Raw genomic sequence first — 25,012 nt, forward strand, 5'->3', positions numbered from 1 at the left:
GACTGCCTGCTCGTGGTTCAGTAACGGGGGAATGATACATGCGCAGCAGCCCAATGTCCAGCTTTAAGTTGGGCATGAACCCGGATAGGCCCTACTTGGGCGCGGGCGCACTGGGCACGGGCGCCCTGTTCGCCGGCGTGGCGGTGGCGGGCGCGCCGGTCACAACGGCGGCGGTCAGCGACGCGTCGTCGATCCAGGCTCGTCCTTTCCCGACGAGAAGGACGCCGAAATTCAACGCCACGGCGTCCCCGGCGATCTCCCCGGCTATTTCGTACTCCTGCCAATCCGGCGAAACGATCGGCCTGTTCATCATGTTGTCGAAGAAACCTATCGCACCGTCGGGCCGATCGACCCGGAGCCAGAGCTGGGCCTGGTTTCCCCCTCCCTCGACTTCGGCGCGCACGGCCGCACGGAAGCGAACCAGCCGGCCTCGATAGGGAGCGGCGTCGATGCTCTGCATCAGATTGCCGAACGGGACCGCATTCCGTCTCTCGCCTTCACGGTCGAGACGGGCGGCGCGGGTGCCTTGCCGGGGACCCTCCTCGGTCAGCAGCACGCGATAGCCCCCCTCCTCGCAGGACTTGGGAACGGTCCAGCCCTCGGGGGCTTTTCCGACCTCGCCCATTTCGAGATCGAGGTTGCGTGCCACGGGCGCCGGATCCGCTGCGCGGACAGTCTGCCCGCTCCCTGAGTAACGGATCGGAGTGTTGGGTTTCGCGGACGTGGTCTTGTCCACGAACAGGATGGCATCGTAATTGGCCATCACGTCCGTTTCGCCGAGGTAGCTCGAGGATTCACCCTCGCTGAAGACGGCCCCGATCGATCGCATCGGGCGGGACGTTTCGAACCACTCCTTCACCGGACCCGACCCCGGCAGGCGCCTCAGATCCAGCGCCAGCAGCGGCATGCCCGCCGTGGCGAGAGCCGCATCGAGGCTCTCCACCGGGGCGGGCCCCACGGTGAAGGGATGAAGCCCTTTGCCAGTGTCCATCGCCCGAAACGACCCCTGATTGAACGAAAAGCCGATGACCACCATGGAGGAGCCGTAGGCCTGCCTCAGGTGCGAGCCCATCGGGACCCAGTCCGCCGAAGCCGGATCGGCGGCGACGTGGCCGTTGTGGGCCCAGAGGACGACTTTCGTTCCCCGGGGCTCGTGGTCCAGGATCCAGGTCACGTTTTCTGCCATGGAGCGATCGCGCGCTCGAATCATTTCGGCTGGGGAGCCGAACGTCTCTTCCGCCTGGTGGATCAGCCGGGCGTGATGCTGCGCGAGAGCCCACTCTCGCATGGAGGACTTCGCAACATAGTCGTCCTTCCGCTCGGAGAAGCGCAGAAGCGTGGCGTCGATCCAGTCCGCGGTCATTTTTCGAGCCTCCGCGGGCACCTTCGCGTAGTCCCCCGCATAAGGCCTTCCGACGAGCGGGTCCAGCCGCTCGATCGCCGGCCCCGCCTGCTCCGGATCGACCCTCTTCAAATAGCTGATCAGGCGCACCACGGAGGCCGCCGGGTTCTGCATGTCGAAACCGAGGAACTTGAGTTTCGTGTTGTGAGCGGAGTCCTCGTTGTACGTCCGCATCCAGCGGATCATCTCGAGGACCTCCTCGGTGTCCCAGGTCCAGAACCCGAGACCCGCCAGCGCCTGGGCTGGGTCTCCCTTCCCCTCGAGCACGTAGTCGTTCACCGCGAGGGCGTCGGGGAAGCTCGCCTCGATGGCGAAGACCGTGAAGCCCATCTCGGTCGCGAGAAACTCGAGCATCCGGTGCTTGAGCTGAAAGAACTCGCGGGTGCCGTGCGTCGCCTCACCCAGGGCGACGATGCGCGCCTGGCCGACCATCTTTCGGAGCGGCTGCAGGTCGGCGAAGCCGTGACCGGCCTCGGGTGTCGCGATCGGGACTGCGTTTCGCTTCAGCCACGCCGACACCGCCCGCGGAGCCGGGCCGGTGGCGGCCGGACGCAGCACGAGATCCATCGTGGCGTCCTCCTTGATGCCTCCCGGCGTCCACTTCGAGCGCAATTCTCCTGACTGGGCAAGGAGGCTGTAGGTCCCCTCCGGAAGCGTGATCTCGAACCTGCCGTCCTGGGTGGCGGCGACCTGGAAGATGTCCCCCTTCTGGTCGCTGTACCGCCACGCGAGGACATCACCTCCGCGGATTGGATTCCCCGCGGGGTCCCGCAGCCGCCCCGACAGGGTGATCCCTCCCGTTCCGAGCGACAGCTCGACGTCCCCGGTCACCTGCTCCGCCTTGATGTCGATGCCGCCGAGATAGGCCGCGGCACGCCCCGGGGAGGTCACGGTGAGACCGTACGTCCCGGCGGGCAGATTCTCGATCCGGAAGCGGCCGCCGTCCCCGGACCGCGCATGGCCCGCGGTCCGTTCGGCCCCGTACAGGATCGCGGCAACCAGCGCCTCGCTCACGACGCCGCCGTCGGCCCCACGGACAAGACCCTGCACGGCTCCGGGCACGGCCGGGGCGTCCCGCACGCCGGTCACGGGCACGGTCGGGTCGTCCCCCGCCCCGACGGTCGTGCCAAAAGACAGCAGAAGAGATGCGGCCACTGCCCACGATTTCATTCGCTCATCCTGCCTGGGCCCTGAATCACCACGATCGGACGACGAGGCGGTTGAACGCCCCCTCGACGTCGACGCGGTAACCGGGGCTCCCGGACGGCGGCCGCCTGTTCCGGCGCCGTCCGTTCGTCAGGTTCAGGAACCCGTCGCTCGACACCCGCACCGGCGTCGTGGCGGGCACCTCGATGACGAAATGGTTGAAGGCCCCCTTGAAATCCAGGTTGACATCCTCGGTCGGCTCGCCGAGGCGCAGCGTCATGTCGTTGAACGCCCCATCGACGCGGGACCTCTTCACGGGGCCGGCGGCCGCGTCGATCCGTGTCGTGGTGAACGCCAGGTCGAAATCGATGCTGACCGGCGCGGCCGCCGTGACCCCCAGCTCGCAGCGCGCGCCATGCCCCGGGAAGGCCAGGTTCACCCCGTCGTGCCACTGGTTGGTGAGTCGCACCCGGCCGGCCTCGCGGTCCTCTTCCACCCGCACCGACTGGCGGCCCGATTCGGTCGCCCGCCCCTCGGCGAGCACGCCGCGCGCCAGGCGACGCGACGTGACGTCCACCTTCGCCATGGCGAGCTCCCCCTCGAGGGTGAGGTCCGAAACGCCGGACGGCCCTTCGGCTCGGACCGGCACCCAGTCGCTCGCGTCGTCGTCGCGCCCCGGCTCGCGCATCGCCACGTACATGAGCGTTCCCAGGACCAGCACCGGTCCGAGGAGGACGAGCCCGGGCGCGGGGCTGTGCTGGAACAGGAGCCTGATGCCGATGGCGACCAGGAGGACCGGCCAGTACGCCAGCACGCTTCCCCAGAACGACACCGGCAGGATGCCCTGGGTCGTGAGGAGCAGGAACGTCCCGAATCCGAGGAGGTAGAACCCCCGGGAGACACGCGTCCAACGGACGCCGCGATCGCGCCCGGTGTCTTCCGCTGCGCCGTCCCTGTCGCTCACGATGACTTCCCGCCCCGCCCGCGGGCCGCCTCGAAGATGAGGGACGCGCCGACGGCGATCAGAATGATCGGCCAGAGATTCGAGAACCGGGCCCAGTACGGCCAGTGCCACCAGGACATACGGTCCAGGAGGAAAATCGTTCCAAGAACGATGAGCACCCCGCCGGCGATGGCGCTTCCCCGACGCTTCTCATCGGGGATCCGCTGGAACCCGTCCGCCACCTTCTCGCCGGCCTGCCGGACCGACTCGACGATCCGCCCGGCCGGGTCCGTGACCGGCGGCGCGCCCGGAGCTCCGGACGCCGTGGACGACGCGGAGCCGTCGCCCCGCTCGGCGCGCGGCATGATCACCCAGCCGACGACATAGGCCACGAGCCCGAATCCGTTCAGGACCACCAGCAGGATGAACGCCAGCCGAATCAGCACGGGATCGACGCTGAAATAGCTCGCGAACCCGGCGCACACACCCCCCAGGACGGCGTTCTTCGTGTCACGCGTCAGGCGTCGAGTCATGCCTCACCTCCCCAAAGCACCCGGCCGCCGGCCTGGGCGGCGAGGCGGCAGCCTCACATCGTCCGGCCCGGTTCCCGCTCGCTCAAGCAAATGCGCACGAAGTTGTCGAGCAGGCGCCGCGCCGGCCTGGGATCGAACCCCTCGAGCCTGCCGAGCAGCGCCTCGACATAGCCGGCCCCCGCGCGGCCGCGGTCCCGCGCGCCTGCCTCGAGCGCGTCGCGCCGCAGCAGGATGAGCTCGCGCAGGATCGCGGTCGTCGCCTCCGGATGGAACTGCACGCCCCAGACGCTCTCGCCGATGCGGAACGCCTGGATGGGGGCGCTGTCGTTCCCCGCGAGAAGGACCGCCCCCTGGGGCAGCGACTCGACCCGGTCCTCGTGGGTCGCCAGGACCGGAAGCGGCCACGGCAGCCCCTCGAAGAGCCGATCGAGCCGGCCCTCCCCCGTCAGGTCCACCTCGGCGGCGCCGATCTCCCATCCCGACGGGCTCCGCACGACCCGCCCGCCGCGCGCCGAGGCCAATGCCTGGCACCCGAAGCAGACGGCGAGGACCGGCACCCCCGCGTGCTCGGCCCGCCGCAGGAACGTCGCGAGCCCTTCCATCCACGGCTCGGGGCTCACGACCGATTTCACCGACCCGGTGACGATGACCCCGACGTGGGCCGACGTGTCCGGTATGGCGGCGCGCGTGGCGTCGCAGAGATCGAACGCCAGGTCGTGCTCCGCCAGGGCGTCGCGAAACCAGCGGTCGTAATCGCCGTGGCGCCTCTGCACGTCGATGGCCGTCGAGCCGGTCCGGACGATCAGGAGGCGCGGCAGCGACTGCAGGAAGGGGGGAGGGCTGCCGCGCGCCGCCATTGGTCGCGGGCCGGTCGTTCCGGCCGGCGGCGAGCTCCGCGCCCGGCTCCGGCGGGAACCGCCGGCCCCGACAGCGCGCACGCTCCCGGCGCCGCCCCTCCTCATGGACCGTACTCTACCAGATTCGGACCTCACTCCGGGGGCACCGGACGCCCCCGTGTCTGCTACCATCCCTCGTCGTGCGCCCCGCGCTCTCAAGGGGACCGCTTCGTTCGAAGGATGTCCGCTTCCAGGTCGACCGCTTCAAGGAGGTCCGCGATGCGCCATCACGTCCGCTCGAACCGCTCCGGCCTTTTGGGATTCAGCCTGACGCTCCCGCTCGTGGCGCTGTTCGTGACCGCCTGCGCCGACAAGACGCCGGCGAAGATCACCTTCAACGCCCCGCCGCCCGTGATCGTGAGCGGCAATACGGTCGAGCTCAGGGCCGCGGTTGTGAACAAGAAAGACCAGCCGATCGCCGGGAAGGGCGTGACCTACTCGGCATCCCCCGCCGACGTGCTGGAGGTCTCGCCGACCGGCACGCTCCGCTGCCTGAAAACCGGCGACGCCGCGCTGACCCTCGCCCCCGAGGGTCAGGCCGGGACCGCGGCCGTCGGCGGCGCGGCCGGCGGAGGGGGTGTCGCCCAGACGCTGGCCATCAAGTGCCGCCTGCCGACCGAGATCGCCTTGCCGCAGGACCTCCGGCTCGTGCTCGGCAGCAAGCCGGAGCGGCTCCAGGCGCGCGTCCTCGGCAATGGCGTCGAGATGCAGGACGTGCCGCTCGACATCACCTCGTCCGATCCGTCCGTCGTCGTCATCGAGGGGGGCGTCGCGAAGCCGGTGGCGGTCGGACGCGCCAGCCTGCGCGCGGCGGCCGATCAGGTTTTCGGTGTCGCCCCGGTGGAGGTCGTCGAGCGCATCGTCTCCGAGCCGCTGGCGCTGGCCGACGGCGCGCGCCGCGCCTTCAAGCTCGAGCCGGGCGAGTACGAGGTGACGGTCGACATGAAATCGGCCGCCCGCATCACCCAGGGCGTGACGGTCGCCTGGGAGGGGACCGCCTGCGATCCGCAGCCCGAGAAGCCGTTGCACCACTTCCGCTGCCGGGTCAACGAGTCGGCCACGATGACCGTCGCCAACCCGGCGCAGATGGGGCTCGGCGCCCGGATGACCGGCACGGTGGCCATCTACCGCGTCCCGCCGGCTTGACCAGGCCGCTCAAGCTCACGCTCCTGCTCGCCTCCCTGCCGCTGCCGTTCCTGATCCCGGGCGTGCCGGGACTGTTCGGCGGCCAGGGGGCCTACCGCGCGGCGATGACCTGGGGCCTTCCGGTGGCGGCGGCCCTGCTCGCCTCGTTCGTGTTCTTGCGGTCCCCCGGTGTCTCCGGGCCCCGCGGCGCGCCGGGCGGCCGGCGCCGGGGCGCGTGGGCCGTGCTCCGCCTCGCTCCGTGGTTCCTCCTGGCCCTGCTGGCCGACCTCTCCTTTCTCGGCGTCGGACACCTGCTCGGCTGGCTCACCTTCACGTTCGGCGACCAGGGGTTCAGCGGCCATCCCGCCCGGACGCTCCTCTGGAGCCTGCCGCTCTGCCTTCTCGTCGCGACGCTCGGCTGGGAGTGGACGCTGCGGGGAACGCTCCTCAGCGCCTGGGCGGAAGCGGTCCCGCGGCCGGTGGCCCTGCTCTTGTCCTGCGCGTCGGGAGTCCTGCTCGCCGCGCCGCTCATCGTGCCCGGCCTCGAGGTCCCCGATCCGCACTACGTCCTCGCCGCCTTTCTGACGACCGCCAGCCGGGAGGTCTCCTTCGCGCTGATCTTCATGTCGGGCGCCGGAATCGCCGCGGCCGGGATCTATCGCGGCCTGCTCCTGTACTTCGAGGCCTTCGTCCTCAACGACTGGTACAGCGTCCACTTCCCGGCGGCCAATTTCACCTCCAGCGAGCCGGCGTTCTACCTGCTCCGCAGCATGAGCGCGGTCCTGGCCGCGGGGGTCGTCTCCGTCGGCGCCCATCTGACGCAGCGGCGTGGTCGCCGCGCGTGAGCCGCGCCCGCCCGGGGGACTCCGGCATGATGAGCGCCCGCCGTGTGGCCTCCTCATGACGCGCCCGGGCGCCGCGGACGGCTGGGTGACGCCCGCCGTGTTCGGCCTCGTCGTCATGGTGACCTGGACGCTGGTCATCAAGTACCTGGCGCCGGCCCTTTACTTCGTCTCCGAGCGCGCCGCCGGCCGGCCGCTCGAGCGGGTGCCGGTCATGTGGGACTTCTGGTGGGTGGCGCACCTGGCTCTCGCCTGGCTCCTGTGGCGCCGCCACCCTCTCGCCCGGAACGCAGGCCTGGGGGTGGCGGCCATCGAGGTCGTCATCGTCGCCGCCAAGCTGGCGCTCTTCTTCAGGCATCCCGACCTTTCCTTCTGGCGGCTGCTGTGGTTCACTAACAAGCTGTACGTCCTGGTGTACTTCCTGTTTCTGCTGGCCTGCCTTTCGAGGAGAAGACGTTGGCCGGATCGGGATTCAGCCGTCGCCGGTTTCTGAAGCAGACCACGGCCGCCGGCGGGGCGCTGGTCGCCGGCGCGATCGCGGCCGCGCCCTCGAGCGTCCCGGCTCCGGCCGGAACGCCGGCCCCCGCCGCTGGAACATCGACGTCGCCCGCCCCGCCCGCCGCCCCGACACCCGACGACGCGATGGGATATCGCACGCTGGGCCGCACCGGCCTGAAGGTCTCCGAGATCGGCTTCGGCGGCTACCCGATCGACGACCCGGCGGTCATCGGCCACGCCATCGACCGCGGCATCAACTACTTCGACACGGCGCACTGCTACCGCGGCGGCCGGAGCGAGACGACGGTCGGCGCGGGGCTCAAGGGGCGCCGCGACCGCGTCATCCTGACGACCAAGTGGTGCCCGCACCATATCGGCCAGCCGGCGAAGAAGCAGGTCTTCCTGGACATGCTCGACCAGAGCCTGAAGCGGCTGCAGACCGACCACGTCGACATCGTCCTCAACCACGAAGTCGGGAAGAACTCGGACGGCATCGGCCTCGAGCGCCTGAAGAACCCGGAGATGCTCGAGGCCTGGGAGACCGCCCGCAAGGCCGGCAAGGCGCGCTTCCTCGGGGCCAGTGGCCACGACCCGGACCTGATGGGGGTGATGCACTACGCCGTCGACTCGGGGCTCTTCGACGTCCTCCTGTGCCGTTATTCCTTCCTGGACTACCCCGAGCAGGACCGGCTGATCGACAAGGCGCACGCGAAGGGGGTCGGCTTCATCGCCATGAAGACGCTGGCGGGCGCCAAGGGGGCGGACCTCGACCGGTTCAAGGACCGCTACACGACGTTCAAGCAGGCGGCGCTCAAGTGGGTGCTGTCGAACGCCAGGGTCTCGAACCTGATCATCTCGATCAACAGCGCGCGCCAGATCGACGAGTACGTGCCCGCCTCGCGCCAGCCGCTGCGGCGGGCCGATCGCGACATCCTGCAGGAGTACGAAGCCGCCTTCTCCACCGAGGTCTGCCGGTACGACGGCGCCTGCCTGCCGGAGTGTCCCGAAAGAGTCCGCATCGCCGACATCCTGCGCTTCTCCATGTACTACCACGAATACAAGCAGGAGAACCGCGGACTCGAGTCGTACGCCCGCCTCGTGGAGTCCGAGCGCGCCGCCCACTGCCTCCACTGCAGCGGCTTCTGCGAGCAGGCCTGCGACTACGACCTGCCGATCCGGACGCTCCTGCTGCGGGCGCACGACAGGCTGGCCCCCCGCGGCTGATCCCGATGCCCCGGGCCCGCACCGAGTTTCGTCCGCTGACTCCCGCGCGCTGGAACGATCTCGAAAGGCTGTTCGGCGAGCGGGGCGCCTGCGGCGGCTGCTGGTGCATGTACTGGCGGCTGACGCGCTCGGAATTCCAGAAGAAGAAGGGGGCGGGAAACCGGAGGGCCTTCAAACGGCTGGCCGGCTCCGGCGTGCCGCCCGGCATCCTCGCCTACCGCGACGGGCGTCCGGTCGGCTGGTGCGCCGTCGGGCCGCGCGAGTCGTACCCGGTCCTGGAACGGTCGCGGACCCTGGCGCGCGTCGACGACCGGCCGGTCTGGTCGGTGACCTGCCTGTTCGTCCTCAGGCCGGAGAGGCGGCGGGGACTCTCGGTCGAGCTGCTGCGCGCCGCCGCGTCGCACGCCAGGCGCCTCGGGGCAAGCATCCTCGAGGGCTACCCGGTCGAGGCGCGCAGCGGGCGCCTGCCGGACGCCTTCGCCTGGACCGGACTTCCGGCCGCGTTTCGTCGGGCCGGGTTCACCGAGGTGGCGCGCCGCTCTCCGACGCGTCCGTTCATGCGCCGCAGCCTGGGCTGACCCTCACGGCGAACCTCGGACGAGCGCTCCGGCGCGTGACAGGGAGTCGCGTTCCGCCGGTTCGATCCGGACGCCATGCGCCTCCCACTCCGCGCTGGCGTGCGTGAGATGGATCCCGAAGACCCTCAGCACGTAGACCGAGCCGAATATCTCGTAGCCCATCCGCGTGACCGAGTTGAGCGAGCTGAAGTTGTTGGACTCGACGTACGAAACGAGCCCCTTGTAACCCCTGGCCAGGTAATGCTGCAGGGCCATGGTCATGCCGATCGCATGCAGTCGCCGTCCGCGATGCCGGGGATGCGTGAACCCCCTGTACATGTAGATGTATCGGTCGCCGGGGTCCAGCACGAGGTCCGGCGGATCGATCCGGGTGGGCCTTCTGGAGTACCAGCCGTAGGCGGCCAGGGTTTCACCGGCGAGGAAGCCGAAGCATTCGTGTCGTTCCGAGAGGGCCTCCGCGAGGAAGCTCTCGGGCAAGCCGTTTTCCGGATCCCGGCCAAACGCCCGGAGCATTTTTTCGTCGAGGAACATCGGGCGGTAGGGCTCGGGACAGGTCACGTACGAGCGCTCGACGCGCTCGGCCGTCATCCCCTTGAGGATCTTCAACACCACGATCCTGTTGGCGGCCCTCAGGGCCAGGTCGTGCAGGGTGTGAGCGGGCCCGATCGTCGCGACGCTGTGGCGGATTTTTTCGACAGCGGTTCCCACGCTCATGACACGAGGTTATAGGTCGTTCATCCGGTTCCGGCAATCAGGGGAATCCATGCATCCTCGGCCGGAACAATCCCGAGACCTGTGGCAAACGTACGACTCCCCTCGGCGGCTGGTCCGGTTGCATGGACCAGCCGCGAGGGGAGCTTGATGTCCCGACAGAGTGCTAGCGGATTTCGTGCAGCTCGACTCTCCGGTTTTCCTGCCTGCCTTCCGGGGTGTCGTTGTTCGCGATGAATCGTGTCTGTCCGTAACCGTTGGCCACGAGGCGGGATGCGTCGATGCCCTCCGCGACGAAGTAGGCCATCACGGCTGCCGCCCTGCGCTGGGACAGCTCCATGTTGTGAATCGCGGTGCCGGGCTCGGAGGTGTGGCCCTGGATCTCGACCATGACGTCGGGCCAGTTCTTCAGGGACGCGGCGACCTGGTCGAGGGTGGTCCGCGACTCCGGTCTCAGCGTCGCCTTGTCGATGTCGAATTCGACCCCCGTCAAGATCAGCGGCTTGTTCTCGACGAACAGCATTTCCGAGGTCGGCCTGTAGATCGTGGCCGGCATATAGGTGTAGGTCGGGCTCGTCACGAAGGAAGTCGCGATGGCTGACTGCGGGGCGATGCGGTGCGACCACAGCTCGGCCGTCGTGTCGAAGTTGAGCAGGCCGGTCTGGCTCAGCGTGTGGGCAGCCTGGAAACGGCTGATCGCGCTGATGGTCGGCTGGTCCAGTTCACCCTTGTCGTAGCTGCCGGGCGCGAGGTACCGATTCTGCTCCAGAATGGCCTGAGCATCCTCGATCGTGGCTGCCGAGGACCACCTTGCGTCGCTGCGGGTGTCGAGGGACCCCGTGCCGGTTGCCAGAATCGATCCTGTGAGGGCGAGCGCGACGAGCATGGCCATGAAGAGCGTTGATGCCTTGAGTATTCGTGACATGTGTGTCACCTCCAGCTGCCACGCTAACAGAGGCATCCTTCGAGATCTGTGCAAGATTGCTCAGAGTCGCCGAATTTCAGTCGTGCAGGACGACATTCAGCAGCGAGCTGTGAACCTCCAGCCCGGCGCCGTAGTCGATGAGGCCCAGCTTGCGGAATTTGTTCATGAAGAAGCTGACTCTCGAGCGCGTGGTGCCGACGATCTTCGCCAGCGTCTCCTGGCTGATCTTCGGAATGACCGGCTCCGTCTTGCTTTCCTTCCCGAAGTTGGCCAGCAGGAGCAGAACCCGGGCCAGCCGCTTCTCGCTTGAGTTGAACAGCTGATCCACCAGGTCTTCCTCGAGCCGGATGTTCCGGGAGAGCAGGTAAGCGAGGAACAGCTCGGAAAAGATCGGCTCGTCGTGGAGCACACGGATCGTGCCCGCTTTCTCCAGCCGCACGATCGAGCACTCGGAAATGGTGGTGGAGGTCGCCATGCGCAGGCGCTGGCCCCCAAGGCATCCTTCTCCAAAGAAGTCGCCGGCGCCAAGGATGGCGATGACCGCCTCCTTGCCGTGCTCGGAGACGACCGTGAGCTTGACCCTGCCCTTCTGGATATGGAAGACGGCGTCCGCCGCGTCCCCCTGCGAGAACACCACCTGGTTCCTGTGGTAGGCGCTGATCGTCTTTCCGTCGCCGACCTTGGCCAGAAACACCTTGGGATCGAATGGCAGCGCTGCGCTCGGTTTCATCTGCGCCCTCCAACCGGCTGACCATTAGAACCGATCAGACTCGCCTGCGCAGTCAGGACCCTCCTGATCTTCGGCTCAGGGGCCTTCCGACCTGTCAGGGATTCTCACCACCTGATTCAGTTGCTGCCGGATAGAGCGCCTCCGCTTCTTATGGGAGGGTATCACGGTGATTTCGAACCTCCGCCACGCCCGGCGTTTCACCTGGACCGCGACTCTGCTTCTCGCGCTCCTCTCCACCGGTGCGCTGACGGGGTGCGCCGTGTTCAGGAAGCTCAACCTGGCCGAGATCCACCAGCCGTCGGCCGCCCGTCCGCAGCGCAACCCGGTCATCCTGATCCACGGGTTCCTCGGATCGAAGCTGCGAAACGCCCGTACGGACGAGGTGGTCTGGGGCGGCTACCTGAATTCCATCAGACGGGGCAGGACCGATGGCCTCGATCTGCCGATCGACAGCCCGGATCTCTCCCGGAACCGCGACGACCTTGTCCCCTTTGCCATCGTGGAAAGCGTCGTGGGCGTCAAGTTCTACGGCGCCATCCTGAATGCCCTGCGGGACGTCGGAGGATACCGGCAGGGGGACATCGACAACCCGGGTCCGCACGATACGCTGTTCGTCTACAACTATGACTGGCGCCGGGACATCGTCGAGTCGGCCGCCGGTCTCGGGCGGGCCATCGAACGCATCAAGGACCGGCTGCACGCCCCCGACATCCGCTTCGACATCGTGGCGCACAGCATGGGGGGCCTGGTGGCGCAGTACTACCTCGGATTCGGCACGACGGACGTGCTCGGCCGGGGCGGGCCCTACACGGCGATGGATGCAGGGGCGCCGAACATCGGCCGCATGATCCTGATCGGTACTCCGCTGCGGGGCACGATGGTGGCCTTCCGGACCCTGAACTTCGGCTTCTCGAGAACCATGTCGCCCGCGGTCGTCTTCACGCTGCCTTCGCTCTACCAGCTCCTGCCGAGCGACCGCCGGGTGCATATCGTCGACCCGGACGGCGACCCCGTGGACCTCGACCTCTACGACGCCAACAACTGGGTGCGCAATGGCTGGTCGGTCTTCAGGTCGCCGCCAGAAGGATCCTCCGAGGCACCGCGAAGGCGCTTCCTGCAGGCGGCCCTCGATCGGGCCCGCGCCCTCCATGAGGCGCTCGCGTCGGCCGCCGAGGGCCCAGCGGCGGTCCCGGTCCACCTGTTCGGATCGGACTGTATCCCGACCCTCGACCGGGCGATCTTGAAGCGGACGGAGACCGGCTCCCTGATCCTGTTCGACGACGAGAGGACCCCCGATCCCGAGGCCCCGCAGCTCGCTAAGTCGATGCTGGTCCCCGGGGACGGAACGGTCACGGTGGGGTCGCTCCTGGGAATCGACGCCGGAGACTACGGCGCCGCCGACTGGAGCGCCGGCAGCAGGCCATTCGCCTCGACCTTCTTCTTCTGCGAAACCCACGGATTCCTCCCGGGAGATCACGCATTCCAGCACAATCTCTTCTACGTGCTGTTTCACAGCCCGGAGCGGCCGGCTTCTCTGGCGCGCGACAGCCGCGGCCGATAAGCGTACCGTCACCCGCAATTGCCGTCAGGGATTCCGACCCACCGATTCAGCCGTGGCCGGATGGCAGGCCTTCTTGTCCTGTGCGAGTCTGTCAAGCGAAACGTGGAGGCGTGCCCCGTGCGGGCATCGCCTGGGGTCGACCCTCTCCCAGAGCCGGGGGTCCCATGAACAGTCGCAGGAACCCCGTTCTGGCCGGGGCTCTGGAGAAACCGAGGGAACACCATGTCCTTGATCAGAAACCGTAACGTGATGCTCGCCATAGGTCTGTGCCTCGCCGGGGCCGCGGCTGTCGCGACCCTCGCCACCGCCGACCCTTCCGCCTCCAACAGTCAGATCTACAGCTCCTCACAGGACATCTCGGAGGCGCAGGCGATCCTGCAGCATGCGGGATACCTTAAGGCGGGAGCGTTCCGTAACGGCCAAGCTGACGATTCGACCGTCGAGGCGCTCCAAGCCTTCCAGTCAGCCCATGCCCTTCTGCCGACGGGCTCGATCGACTTCGAAACGAGGACCCAGCTCCTGAGCCACAGGAAGGGCGATGGGGACGGAGGGCTGCGCTCGTCGTTGTTCGAGGGCAGAAAGAGCCTGGTTCTGGAAGGGGTCAGGTTCGACAATGATACGGCGCGCCTGAAACCCAGCTCTCGCGTGGTCCTGGACCGTGTGGCCAAGTCGCTGAACGCCTGGCCGGACGCCCGGGTCGAGATCGACGGACACACCGACTCCAACAACACCGACGCGTACAACCTGAAGCTCTCGAGGGCGCGATCCGCGGCGGTGTGTGAGTACCTGGTGGACAAGGGCGTGGCCTCGTCGCGGCTGGAGGAAAAAGGCTACGGCGAGTCCCGTCCCATCGCCAACAACGTGACCGCCGACGGACGCGCGACGAACCGTCGCGTCGAGCTGACGCGAATCGACTGAGGGGCCTACAGGTGGCCGCCGCGCGCGACGGGCCGGGCAACTCGACCGTTCCGTGGCGCGGCGGCTGCCGCCCTCTCATGGGAAACACTGGATCCCCGATGCCGGTTCTCAATCATGCGCCGATGCCCCTCGCGAAGCGGCTCGTCGATCGTCCGGCGCACACCGGCCTGCTCCCTCACTATGGGATCGGCGCGACCGTTTCACGCCTGCGGGCCACCGGCGCCTTCGTGGCCGGTCGTCTTCGCTCTGCCTGGTCGCACCGCGCGGTCCGCCTCGCGGCCCCGCCTCTGGCGCTGCTCGCGATTCTCGCGGCGGGACCCCTGTACCACGTCTATTTCGACCGGAGCGGCCTCCCCGACCTCGATTCCTTCCTCCGATTCGAGCCCCCCGGGATCGGCGAGATTTACGACGACCGTGGCAAGGTCCTGATCCAGCTGGCGCGGGAATACCGCCGGGTGGTCTCCTACGATGAAGTGCCTCTCATCCTGCGGCAGGCCATCCTGGCCGCCGAGGACAGGAACTTCTTCTCCCATTCCGGCGTGGAATACCGCTCCCTGCCGCGGGTGGTTCAGAAATCAGCCCAGCACTCGCTGGCCGCTTGGTGGAGCGGCGACGGGCTCCGGCCGCGCTTCCCCCAGGGTGGCTCGACGCTCACTCAACAGCTCGTCCGCAGCTATTTCCTTCATGATCTGACGATCCGCGAGAACGGCGACACCCTGATCGGCGCCGGGCTGACCCCGCGGGTCCTCTCCGCCGGCCTGGGCGTCCGGCCCATGAACAAGCTTCTCCGGAAGATGGAGGAGGTCCGCCTGACTCTCTGGCTCGAGGAGGAGATGCGACGGCGCTACGGATCGCAGCAGCAGGCCAAGCGTGAGATCTTCGCCCGCTATGCCAGCTTCATCTACCTGGGCAATGGCCGCTACGGCTTCGCCGCCGCCTCGGAGTACTACTTCGGCAAGCCTCTGTCGAGCTACACGCCGGAGGACGCTGGAACCGCGGCGCTGCTGGCGGGGATCAGCAAGTCGCCCAAGGAGTACGCCCCGAGGCCCGGCGATCCGCGGCCCTTGCGCCGCCGCAACGCGATCCTGGCCCTCATGGCGCGCAATGGATACATCTCCGAGAGCCTGGCGAAGCGCTGCCAGGCGGAGCCGGTGCGAATCGCGACCCCCAGCCTGGTCAAGACCGACGCCCCAGGCGCGATCGGGAACGTCCTCGAGGAGCTGAAGCAGCTCGGCGGGACCCGATTCGGGATCGAGGACCTGTTCCAGGGGCGGATCTCAATCCGCTCCACGGTGGACGACCGGGTGCAGTCCGTCGTGAACGAAGCGCTGGAGAACGGCCTGGCCTTCTATGAGAAGCGGCACCGCAGGTCGAAAGGGCTCATCCAGGGATCGGTGGTCGTGCTGCGCAACACGGACGCGGCAATCCTGGCCGAAGCGGGCGGGCGACAGGTCTTCAAGGACCGCTCCACGCTTTACTCCGACCTGAACCGCGTCACGGGCTCGCTACGGCAGCCGGGCTCCGCATGGAAGCCGATGGTCTACCTGGCCGCATTCCGCCAGGGACTCGACCTCGACACGGACGTGCCCGACGAGCCCATCGAGGTGCCCCTGGGCTCCGAACCCGGGGTCAAGTGGATCGCCAATTACGACAACCAGTTCAAGGGCTCGATCCCCGTCCGACAAGCCCTGGCCGAGTCCCGCAACGCCGTGGCCGTGTGGATCGCCCGTGAGGTCGGCGTGGACGAGGTGAACCGGACCGCCCGGGACCTGGGAATCCACACTCCGCTGAACCCTTACATCAGCACCGCGCTGGGGGCCTCTGAGGTGCGGCTGTTGGAGCTGGCGGGCGCCTATCGAGCCATGGCTTCGGGGAGCCTCGCGGAGCCCCACGTCATTGCTCGCGTGACCGACGCCGCCGGAGGGATCGTGCTCTACGAGGCGGCCCGGACTGCACCGGACATCGGCCCGGACGGGCCAAGCCCCGACGAGCTGAGCCTGATCCAGGAGGGGCTGCGCGGCGTGGTCCGCCTGCCGGAAGGCACGGCCCACGCGCTCGACGGCATCGACTTCCCGATCCAGGTGATGGGCAAGACCGGGACGACGACCAATTTCCGCGACGCGCTGTTCGTCGGCTCCACCTACGGGCGGCAGGGCATCACCGTGGCGGTCCGCATCGGCTTCGACGACAACCGCACGCTGGGCGACAAGGAGACCGGGTCGCGCGCCGCATTGCCGATCTTCCGCGAGATCATGCTCCGCCTGTACCACGACCAGCTGGTGGGTCCTCCTCCGCGGTTCCCCTGCGACCTCGAGGTGCGGATCGACGAGTACCTGGCGATGCAGGCCGAGCGGACGGCGGGGATGGACGAGTGGCCGCAGGACCCCGTACACGGGCTGACCTCCTTTTCGGCCTTGCGGAGGGCCCCCTGAGAAAAGCTTGACTTGAGGTGAACTGTTGCAATCCGATCGACACACTGAACTGAAGAAGAGGCTCCCATGCACAAGACACTCTCGCTGAAGCATGCACTGCTCGCCGCGGTCATCCTGTCCCTGCCGATTGCCGCCCAGGCGGGCTCGCGGCCCGATGCCTGGATCACGATGAAGGCGAAGACCGCCCTGTACCTCGCGAAGGACGTCACAGGCACGGCCATCAACGTGGACACGATCAACGGACGCGTGACGCTTCACGGCACGGTGCGCGACGGGAAGGAGAAGGCGCGCGCGGTCGAGGTCGTGAACGCGATCGAGGGCGTGAGCGATGTGAAGGATCTTCTGCACGTCGCGTCGCATACCCAGAACGCGACGATGATGAAGCGCTCCGACGACCTCATCAAGTCGGACGTCCAGAAACGCCTGAAAGCCGCCCGCTCGCTCGACGACAGCAGCATTTCGGTCAAGTCGGTCGACGACGGCGTCGTCCTCCTGACCGGCAGGGCGGCGTCCTACGACGACCACCAGCGTGCCCTGTACTACGCAGCCGGCCAGCCCGGCGTGCTCCGCGTTGCCTCCGAGATCGACGTCCCCGACACGCTCCCTGACGTGGACTTCCGGGCGGAGGAAGAGATGATGCCCGAGACCGGGAAGCGCAACATCGGCGGCGTCACGAGCGACCTCTGGATCACGTCCGCCACCAAGATGAGACTCGCCGCGGATTCCCGCACGCCAGCGACCGAAATCAACGTCGACAGCCATGACGGGATCGTGACGCTGTTCGGCATGGTCCCCTCTCAGGAGTCGAAGTCCGCGGCTGCCGAGATCGCCCGCGGCGTATCCGGGGTGAAGCGCGTGGAGAACCGGCTCGAAGTGGTGGCTTCCACGAACCATGATCTGGTCCAGGCGCGCGATGAGGAAATCCAGCAGGGTGTGGAGAAATCCCTGAACGACCGTGGCGCGCAGGAGAACGCCGACATCGACGTCGAGGTGACGAACGGCGTCGTGCGACTGACCGGCACGGTCTCCACCTGGCAGAGCAACCTCTCGGCCGTCTACCTTGCACGCTCCGTGACCGGGGTCCGATCGGTCCTCAGCGAGCTGAAGGTGGAGACCCGGAACGCCTCCAGGTCATAGAACCCACACAGTGAACCACGACGGCGCTGCTGCTCATTCCGGAATCGACAAACCCGAGACCGTCTCACGGAAACCCGTCGACATCCGATCCCTTTCTGAGGCTGTGATCGCCGGCATCGGCGTGGTGCTGTTCCTGCGATTCGCTCAGGAGGTGTTCGTCCCCCTCGCCGTCGGCGTGCTGATCAGCTATGCGCTCGAGCCGATCGTCGCCTGGCTCAAGAAATGCTCCATCCCTCGGGCCCTCGGAGCCGCCGTCCTGCTTGCCGCTCTGGTCGGCGGCGCCGGTTTCGCGGCATTCCGGCTGCTCGATGATGCCGTGGCCGTCGTCGAGAAGCTGCCGGCAGCAGCGAAGAAGCTCGGCGAGTCCGTGAAACTGACCCGGGGCGATGGACAGGGCCTGATGCAGAAGATGCAGGACGTCGCGACCGAGATGGAGAACACGACCACGGAGGCGGTCGGCCCCGACGCGATCCGGAAGGGCGTCACGCGCGTGCAGGTGGAGGACAAGCCGATTAATGTGGGTGACTATCTCTGGCAGGGCGGCTCGGGGATCATTTCTGTGGGCAGCGAGATCGTCCTGGTCCTGTTCCTCGTTTATTTCATCCTGATCACCGGCGATCTCTTCACGCGGAAGATGATGAAGATCGCGGGTCCATCCGTCCTGAGCCGGAAGGTCACGGCACAGATCCTCGACGAGATCGACACGCAGATCGCGCGGTACATGCTCATCCAGGTGATGACGTCGCTTATCGTCGGCGTCGTTTCGGGCATCGCGTTCTGGATGATGGGCCTCGAGCAGGCCCCCATCTGGGGGATCGCCGTGGGGCTGCTCGACACGATCCCTTACTTCGGTCCCGCGATCGCCATGGCAGGCCTCTTCACGATCGGCTTCCTCCAGTTCGGCACGATCCTGATGGGCCTCTATCTCGCGGGACTGGCATTTCTCATCATGAGCCTCGAAGGGCTCCTCCTGACACCCTGGCTCACCATGCGGGCGGTGCGCATGAATGGCGTCGCTCTGTTCCTGGGGCTGATGTTCTGGGGGTGGATGTGGGGAGTGTGGGGCCTGCTGCTCGCCGTGCCGATGATGGTCATGATCAAGTCGATCAGCGATCGCATCGAGGACCTGAAGCCTGTCGGCGAGCTGCTCGGCACTTGAACAGGGCTCAATTTGCAACACCGTAAGGAAACAAGGAGAACACGATGAACAAGCGGCTTCCGGCTCTGGTCCTCTTCGCCTGCATGCTGGTCATGCTCGGGACCGCCCCGTCGACGGCGTTTGAGAAGATCGATCCGGGAATCTACCGGGTCGATTGGAAGACGATCGACGACCTCCTGACCATCCGCAGCCAGGCCGACCTGAACATCCTCGTCCTCGAGGACAACAACACGAAAAACATCTCCGATGCGCACATGAAACTGCTGCGGCAGTGGGTGGAATCCGGAGGCTTTCTCTGGGTGGCAGGAGACGGCCTCAAGAGCTCTCTGGCGCAGACCGTCGCACCGTTCCGATCCGAGGCCTTCGACTTCGTCAGGTCCTCCAGCGGCAATCGCGGCGGCGAGCTCATCGTCAAGGGACTCTCGCCCCGCATGACGATCGCGGACCACGCACTCACCGCAGGAGTGAGCCAGCTTTACCTCTTCGCCCGAAGCAGGTTTGACGGCACCGAGCGGGCCGACCCGCTCGTTCAGATGGGCGACAGCGCCGGGAACAGCGGCTGGGTCCTGGTGGCGGTCCCGGTCGGGCGGGGCTTCATGATTCTGGACGGGACGGCGCGCAAGGGACATTGGCTCTTCCGGAGGTTGAAGGGGTTCAACGAGGATCATCCCAACAGCCTCAAGCAGGAATCGGTCTGGAACAGTTACGACTGGGAGAGATTGCGGCTCAACGCGCTGGACCACGCCCGCCAGGCGCTGGCCACGGGCGAAGGGGGCATGCCGACCGGCTTCTGAGGACTGCGGCCGCTCGTCAGGGATTCTCACCCGCAGATTCAGGCGGGCTCCGATATCCGGCCGCCCTGCCACGTGCGAAGGTGTGACGGGCATCGACCAGGCGGGGCCTGGGTCGCCTCAGGAGCAGGCGCCACCGCCCGCCTTGCGGTCTTTGTCCAGTCAGCAGGCAGGATCGTCGTAGTGGGAAGCTTCAATGATCAGAGGAGGTATCCAATGAAGGTGATTCATCTGATGGCAGGTGTCGTTGCGGTGGTCCTGTTGGCCGGGTGTGCGGGAGTGGACCACGCGCAGGATGCGTCCAACCAGCCCGGCACGACCGGGAATCGTCCTTCGTCGGGAACGACGCAGACGCACATGGTCGGCATCCCGGCCGGCACCGAGCTGACGTTGGCGCTCGACTCGACGCTGAGCTCCGAGACCAGCCAGGCCGGAGATACTTTCACTGCGACGGTGGTGGAGCCGATCGTGGTGGAGAACCGCGAAGTGATCCCCGCAGGCAGCACGATCGAAGGGAAGATCACGGATGCGACCCCGGCCAAGAGAGGAGCCGGCCAGGCGACTCTTGGATTGTCATTCAGCACCCTCAGGCTCGCAAGCGGGTACCGCACCGACATCGTGGGCAGCTTCCAGGAAATCAGCGCGTCCAAGAAGGGCCGCAACGCGGCGGTCATCGGAGGGTCCGCGGCCGGCGGGGCGTTGCTCGGGCGCATCCTGGGCAAGGACACGCGCAGCACGGTGATCGGCGCCATCATCGGCGGCGGCATCGGAACGGCCGTGCTGGTCGGCAAGGAGCGGGAGCAGGCGTCCCTTCCGTCCGACACACCGTTCGGGATCCGGCTCGAACAGGCGATTCAGGTCCCTCACACGGGTTCCCGCGCGTAGTCACTCATACATCGATCGGAGGAATGCCATGAAACAAGCTGCTGCCGTCTCTCTGTTGGTGTTCTCCTTCGTTCTGCTCTCGGCCGGGGCTCCTACCTCCCCGCTCGCCGCGAAGAAGCAGAAGCAGGAGCACAACAACAACGACAAGCTCGTGGAGTGCACGATGAACTTCGACCTGAAGAGCTGGTCCGCCTTCTACAAGTCATCGAAGGGGGATGGGACCATCCACTGCGACAATGGACAGACTGCGAAGGTGTCGATAAAGGCCAAAGGCGGCGGCATCACCTTCGGCAAATCCGACGTCATCAACGGCACCGGAAACTTCACGGGCGTTCGCAGGATCAACGAGCTTTTCGGGTCGTACGCCCAGTCCGAGGTCCACGCCGGTGCGGGCAAGTCGGCCGCCGCGCAGGCTCTCACGAAGGGGGAGATCTCCCTGGCGCTCAGCGGGACGGGCCATGGCGTCGACGTCGGCTTCGCCTTCGGGAAATTCACCATCACGCCGGCGAAGTGAGCGGATCGGCCTGACACTGTCGCTTTGACTGAGCGGGAGGTCGCCCGGGCCGGGCGGTCTCCCGCTCAGTTCGATTTCCCCAGTTATTCAAGAAGCGTGCTGAGATCCTCCGCGTGCTCCCCCTCCATGGCGAGGATCAATCTCATCGACTCTTTGGGGGGAGGGGCACCCGCACGTCGATCTGGGTGCCATGTCCCGCCCGGGACTTCACCTGAAAGGTGCCATGAACCAGCCTCACCCTCTCGTTCATGCTGAGGAGGCCTAACCCCTCTCCCGTCCGGCTCGGGCGGGCATCGAACCCTTTGCCGCGATCATGGATCGAGAGGTGCAGGATACCGCCGGCCGTCTTGAGATTGACACCGACGGATTTGGCGCCGGAATGCCTGGCCACATTGCGAAGGCTTTCCTGTGTCACACGGTACAGGCACAGGGCGACCTCCTCCTGCAGCGAGGGGGGCTCCTTCTGGGCGCTGAACTTGACATCGATCCCTTCCCTCCCCGAAAACTCGACGCAGAACGATTGCAGGGCCGCCCTCAGCCCGAGGTGGGTGAGGATCGCAGGATGAAGGTCGTAGGCCAGGCGCCTGACCTCCTCGACAATCTCCCCGAGGTGCTCCTGGTGTGCCTCGAATCCTGCCCTTGCGGGTGCGCCTGCCGGAGCCAGCTTGGCGAGACCCGCCGATCCGAGCTGAAGAGCCGACAGCCTCTGGCTCAAATCATCGTGCAGCTCCCTGGCCACGCGCTTCCGCTCGTCTTCCTGGGCCCTGATCAGGCGCCCTGCGAGGATTCTCAGCTCGGCGCGGCTCGAACGGAGATCCTGCTTGCTCTCCCGGAGCGACGACTCGGCCCGCAGGCGACCCTTCTGCACGGAGTCGTGAGCCGCGACCAGGCGCCGCTCGGTGAGCCTGAACCTTGTGATGTCCTTCATGGTGAGCAGGACGATCTTTCCATGGTCCTCGTGGAGATCGAACTGCCGGGCGTCGACCGCCATGATCGTGGGCGTCGAGCCGCGGATCTCGAACTCGATTTCGAAGTCCCTGGTCCGCGCCTGGCCCGCGACGGTGTCCTCCAGCATGCTCTTGAAAGCCGGGGAGCGAAACCCGCTCGGCTCCAGCTCGTAGACGAGCCGATTCTCTATCGCCGCGCGCGACATATGGAAGGTCTTGAGGAACGAGTCGTTCGCGATCAGCACGCGCCGGTCTCCGCCCAGAACCATCAAGGGCTCCTGCACGGCTTCCACGATCGTCCTGCTGAAATTCCTGGAGCGCTCCACCTCCTGGAGGCTTCGCTTTATCCTGTCGATTTCGAACAGCACCAGGACGAGCCCATCGATCCGGTCGTCCTCGGTCCGGTAAGGACGCAGCCGCATCGAATACCAGACATCCGACCGATCCTGAACCTCGATCTCTTTGGCCGCCAGGCTCTTGAGCACTTCGGCGGCCACACCATCCAGATTGGGGAGCCTGAGGGTGTGCCGGATCTCGGAGATGTGCCGCCCGATATCCGCGGCCGTCAGGCCCAGCACCTTGTCGGCCGCGACGGTGGATCGCCGCAACAGCAGATCGCCGGTCAGCATCAGGATCGGCACGTTGACGCTCGTGACCAGGTTGGTCAAATCGTTGCTGAGATCCGTCAGGTCTCGATTTCGAATCGCGAGCTGGTCGTTGACCGTCGTCAGCTCTTCGTTGGTCGACTCCAGCTCTTCATGCGAGGTCTGGAGCTCTTCGTTGGCGCTCTGGAGCTCCTCCATGCTCGACATGAGCTCTTCGTTCGCCGACTTGAGCTCCTCCTCGGCGGTCTGCCGGCTGTCCATCAGCAAGCGCAGGTGCTCCTGACTGTCGGCCAGCTCGTTCCTCAGCCGGATCACGTCGCGTCCGTTCCCCCGTTCTCCCGACCTGACCCTCATGCCCGCCGCCCCGCTCGAGTCCTGAGCGTCGGCGGCCGGAGGGACGACTGTCCCGAAGAGGACCAGGAGGCGATCGTTCTGCTCCGAACGGGCGGTCATGGGAATGATCTCGAGTGTGGGCCCCATGGGCTCTTCGTGGCCACGCCTGACCGGCCGCCCCTGCTTCCGGACAGGAGCGCCTGTCCTCCTGGCCAGATCGATCGCCGCGGACAGCTGGGGGGCGAGGTCTCGCCTGACCAGCCGGAGGAGGTTGAGGTTGGCCGTTCCAGAGGCGAGCCGCACGTACGGGTGGGTGTCTCCCAGGATCTCGAGGATATCCATCTTGTCGTTGATGACGACGCCCGCGGGAGCGTACCTCTCCATGATGAGTCGATTCGCCTCCTCCCGGACGCTCATCTCGCTCCGGGCCTGATGCTGTTCCCTGCCGGCCGCCCGGGCCGCAGGGCTCGGGGCAGGTCCCGCCAGCCGGGCGGCGAATCCAGTCCCTTGCATGGCGGGAAACGGCTTCTTGCTGTAGATCCTGTGCTTCATGTCCATCGGGGCGAACAGGTCGGAAGTACTCTCGAGCGTTTCGGCCTTCCCTAGAAGCAGGCAGCCGTCCGACCTGAGGGCGTAATGGAAAATCGGCAGGATCGCGTCCTGCTGGGTCTTCCCCATGTAGATCAGGACATTGCGGCAGCTCACAAGGTCGACCTTGGAGAAGGGCGGATCCTTGGTGATGTCCTGCCTGGCGAACACGCAGGCCTCCCGGACTCGCTGGCCGATCTTGTACTCTTCACCCATCTTGACGAAGAAGCGCCGCAGGCGTGAAGGCGACACCGAGCTCGCGATGCCCGCCGGGTAGATCCCCTTGCGGGCCACGGCGATGGCCCTCTCGCTCAGGTCGGTCGCGAAGATCTGGATCGGGTTGCGGACGCGCAGTCGGCCCGTGATCTCGAAGAGGAGCATGGCGATCGAGTACACCTCCTCGCCGGTGGAGCAGCCGGGCACCCACACGCGGAACGGCTCCTTGGGCGGTTTTCTCTTCACCATCGCGGGGAGGATCGTGGTCCTCAATCTCTCGAAGGTCTTCGTGTCCCGGAAGAATTCGGTGACTTTGATCAGCAGGTCCTCGTACAGGGCATCCACTTCAGAGGAATCCTGGCGCAGGAGTCTGGCGTAGTCGACGACATTCCGGATCTTGCTGAGGGCCATGCGGCGGAGGAGGCGGCGCTGGACGGTGGCCTCCTTGTAGGTGGAGAAATCGGCTCCGGTTCTTTCGCGCAGGAGGGCGAAGATTTCCGCCAGCCCTCCTTCCGATGTTTTCGGGGTCGGCAGACGCTCGGCAGCGCGGGCGATCGACTCGGGACTCCGGGCGATCCGCGCCAGCATGGCGGCGATCTCGTGCGGCGGAAGGACAAAGTCCGCGACCTTGGCTTTGATCGCGTTGCGGGGCATGCCGTCGTACTTGGCCGTGCCGGGATCCTGGGCGAGGGTGATGCCCCCTTCCCTTTTGATCGCCGCAAGCCCAACCGTCCCGTCCGAAGCGGTCCCGGAGAGGATCACTCCGATCGCCCTGTGCTTCCGATCCCGTGCCAGCGACTCCATAAAATGATCGATGGGGAGATTTTCGGCCGGCGCCTGCAGACGGCGAGAGAGCGACAGGACGCATTTGTCGACGGTCATCCTGGCATTACGCGGGATCACGTAGACATGATCCGGCTCGAGGAGCATCCGGTGCTTCGCCTCCAGGACTGGCATGGAAGTCACCCGGGCAAGTAGGGAGGTCAGGATGCTCTCGTGCTTTGGATCCAGGTGCGAGACAAACACGAAGGACATCCCGGTATCGGCCGGGAGGTTCTCCAGTACCGCCGAAAAAGCCTCCAGACCGCCTGCGGAGGCTCCGACCCCGACGACGGCGCAGTTCACATGATGGTCCGCCGGCTTGCGGGGCGTCCGTGACCTGACCGCGAGGTCGGAAGAGGCCCTTCCTGCGGCTCCGCGGGTCCGTCTCCGGTTCGGCGTTCTAGCCTTTCTAACCAATGATCCGCCCGCTCCCGAGGGTGAGTCCGCTAGCCTACCACCAAGTGGTGAAAATCCGTTGTCAGGACGCTCCTGACGTCGTGTCGGAAACCCCGTGCCGCGCATTCAGGGGCTGCCGAATTGTTCCGATTTGC

Annotated in this window: 21 protein-coding genes; 13 read left to right on the top strand and 8 right to left on the bottom strand. The window is 66.7% G+C overall.

The genetic code is table 11. The features are described 5' to 3' along the window. Positions 1-91: 91 nt before the first annotated feature. The 4 genes from VGV60_17390 to VGV60_17405 are packed head-to-tail and all read right to left on the bottom strand — an operon-like array spanning position 92 to position 4,881. Positions 92-2,572 carry an erythromycin esterase family protein gene (locus tag VGV60_17390; GenBank protein ID HEV8703047.1) on the bottom strand — a complete coding sequence of 827 codons (2,481 nt, stop codon included), beginning with the start codon at positions 2,570-2,572 and terminating at the stop codon, positions 92-94. Positions 2,573-2,597: 25 nt separating this feature from the next. Then, positions 2,598-3,512 carry a DUF5668 domain-containing protein gene (locus tag VGV60_17395; protein HEV8703048.1) on the bottom strand — a complete coding sequence of 305 codons (915 nt, stop codon included), beginning with the start codon at positions 3,510-3,512 and terminating at the stop codon, positions 2,598-2,600. Continuing rightward, complete coding sequence (locus tag VGV60_17400; protein HEV8703049.1) at positions 3,509-4,024, bottom strand: PspC domain-containing protein; 516 nt, start codon at positions 4,022-4,024, stop codon at positions 3,509-3,511. The genes VGV60_17395 and VGV60_17400 overlap by 4 nt, the downstream gene beginning before the upstream one ends. 53 nt (positions 4,025-4,077) lie before the next feature. After that, entirely contained in the window at positions 4,078-4,881 is an 804-nt protein-coding gene (locus VGV60_17405) for a gamma-glutamyl-gamma-aminobutyrate hydrolase family protein (GenBank protein ID HEV8703050.1), read from the bottom strand. A 258-nt stretch (positions 4,882-5,139) separates the two neighbouring features. On the opposite strand from VGV60_17405, the gene VGV60_17410 reads away from it, so the two are divergent. From VGV60_17410 to VGV60_17430, 5 genes are read left to right on the top strand one after another with little or no spacing between them, the layout of a single operon-like run. After that, positions 5,140-6,066, top strand: coding sequence for a hypothetical protein (locus tag VGV60_17410; GenBank protein ID HEV8703051.1), 927 nt, complete (start codon positions 5,140-5,142; stop codon positions 6,064-6,066). After that, positions 6,063-6,890: a hypothetical protein gene (locus tag VGV60_17415; GenBank protein ID HEV8703052.1), complete on the top strand. Its 828-nt coding sequence runs from the start codon at positions 6,063-6,065 to the stop codon at positions 6,888-6,890. The genes VGV60_17410 and VGV60_17415 overlap by 4 nt, the downstream gene beginning before the upstream one ends. Positions 6,891-6,945: 55 nt before the next feature. Continuing rightward, the gene (locus VGV60_17420; GenBank protein HEV8703053.1) at positions 6,946-7,380 is read left to right on the top strand and encodes a hypothetical protein; all 435 of its coding nucleotides are present in this window, start codon (positions 6,946-6,948) and stop codon (positions 7,378-7,380) included. After that, a complete protein-coding gene (locus VGV60_17425) occupies positions 7,344-8,609 on the top strand; it encodes an aldo/keto reductase (protein HEV8703054.1) in 1,266 nt (421 codons plus the stop codon). Before VGV60_17420 ends, VGV60_17425 begins: the two co-directional genes overlap by 37 nt. Positions 8,610-8,614: 5 nt before the next feature. Beyond that, on the top strand, positions 8,615-9,187 hold the full coding sequence (locus VGV60_17430) for a GNAT family N-acetyltransferase (GenBank protein ID HEV8703055.1): 573 nt from the start codon (positions 8,615-8,617) through the stop codon (positions 9,185-9,187). A 3-nt stretch (positions 9,188-9,190) separates the two neighbouring features. Here the strand turns inward: VGV60_17430 and VGV60_17435 are convergent, their stop codons facing one another. The 3 genes from VGV60_17435 to VGV60_17445 form a co-directional block, all read right to left on the bottom strand. Continuing rightward, positions 9,191-9,901, bottom strand: coding sequence for a GNAT family N-acetyltransferase (locus VGV60_17435; GenBank protein HEV8703056.1), 711 nt, complete (start codon positions 9,899-9,901; stop codon positions 9,191-9,193). A 163-nt stretch (positions 9,902-10,064) separates the two neighbouring features. After that, complete coding sequence (locus VGV60_17440; GenBank protein HEV8703057.1) at positions 10,065-10,790, bottom strand: OmpA family protein; 726 nt, start codon at positions 10,788-10,790, stop codon at positions 10,065-10,067. A gap of 109 nt (positions 10,791-10,899) precedes the next feature. Then, positions 10,900-11,553 (bottom strand): Crp/Fnr family transcriptional regulator, encoded by a 654-nt coding sequence (locus VGV60_17445; GenBank protein ID HEV8703058.1) that lies wholly within the window; start codon positions 11,551-11,553, stop codon positions 10,900-10,902. A 166-nt stretch (positions 11,554-11,719) separates the two neighbouring features. Here VGV60_17445 and VGV60_17450 point away from each other — a divergent pair, with 166 nt between their 5' ends. From VGV60_17450 to VGV60_17485, 8 genes are all read left to right on the top strand, one after another. Further along, a complete protein-coding gene (locus VGV60_17450) occupies positions 11,720-13,114 on the top strand; it encodes a hypothetical protein (GenBank protein HEV8703059.1) in 1,395 nt (464 codons plus the stop codon). Positions 13,115-13,336: 222 nt separating this feature from the next. After that, the gene (locus VGV60_17455; protein ID HEV8703060.1) at positions 13,337-14,032 is read left to right on the top strand and encodes an OmpA family protein; all 696 of its coding nucleotides are present in this window, start codon (positions 13,337-13,339) and stop codon (positions 14,030-14,032) included. 98 nt (positions 14,033-14,130) lie between these two features. Then, entirely contained in the window at positions 14,131-16,464 is a 2,334-nt protein-coding gene (locus VGV60_17460; GenBank protein ID HEV8703061.1) for a transglycosylase domain-containing protein, read from the top strand. A 66-nt stretch (positions 16,465-16,530) separates the two neighbouring features. After that, on the top strand, positions 16,531-17,601 hold the full coding sequence (locus tag VGV60_17465; GenBank protein HEV8703062.1) for a BON domain-containing protein: 1,071 nt from the start codon (positions 16,531-16,533) through the stop codon (positions 17,599-17,601). A 103-nt stretch (positions 17,602-17,704) separates the two neighbouring features. Next, the gene (locus tag VGV60_17470) at positions 17,705-18,760 is read left to right on the top strand and encodes an AI-2E family transporter (protein ID HEV8703063.1); all 1,056 of its coding nucleotides are present in this window, start codon (positions 17,705-17,707) and stop codon (positions 18,758-18,760) included. A 44-nt stretch (positions 18,761-18,804) separates the two neighbouring features. Next, positions 18,805-19,554: a hypothetical protein gene (locus VGV60_17475; protein HEV8703064.1), complete on the top strand. Its 750-nt coding sequence runs from the start codon at positions 18,805-18,807 to the stop codon at positions 19,552-19,554. A gap of 213 nt (positions 19,555-19,767) precedes the next feature. Continuing rightward, complete coding sequence (locus VGV60_17480) at positions 19,768-20,436, top strand: hypothetical protein (protein ID HEV8703065.1); 669 nt, start codon at positions 19,768-19,770, stop codon at positions 20,434-20,436. Between the two features lie 28 nt (positions 20,437-20,464). Beyond that, positions 20,465-20,950, top strand: coding sequence for a hypothetical protein (locus tag VGV60_17485; GenBank protein HEV8703066.1), 486 nt, complete (start codon positions 20,465-20,467; stop codon positions 20,948-20,950). Positions 20,951-21,092: 142 nt separating this feature from the next. Here the strand turns inward: VGV60_17485 and VGV60_17490 are convergent, their stop codons facing one another. Then, a complete protein-coding gene (locus tag VGV60_17490; protein ID HEV8703067.1) occupies positions 21,093-24,983 on the bottom strand; it encodes a chemotaxis protein CheB in 3,891 nt (1,296 codons plus the stop codon). Positions 24,984-25,012 lie beyond the last annotated feature (29 nt).

The organism is Candidatus Polarisedimenticolia bacterium (genome assembly GCA_036001465.1).
Lineage (GTDB): Bacteria > Acidobacteriota > Polarisedimenticolia > Gp22-AA2 > Gp22-AA2 > Gp22-AA3.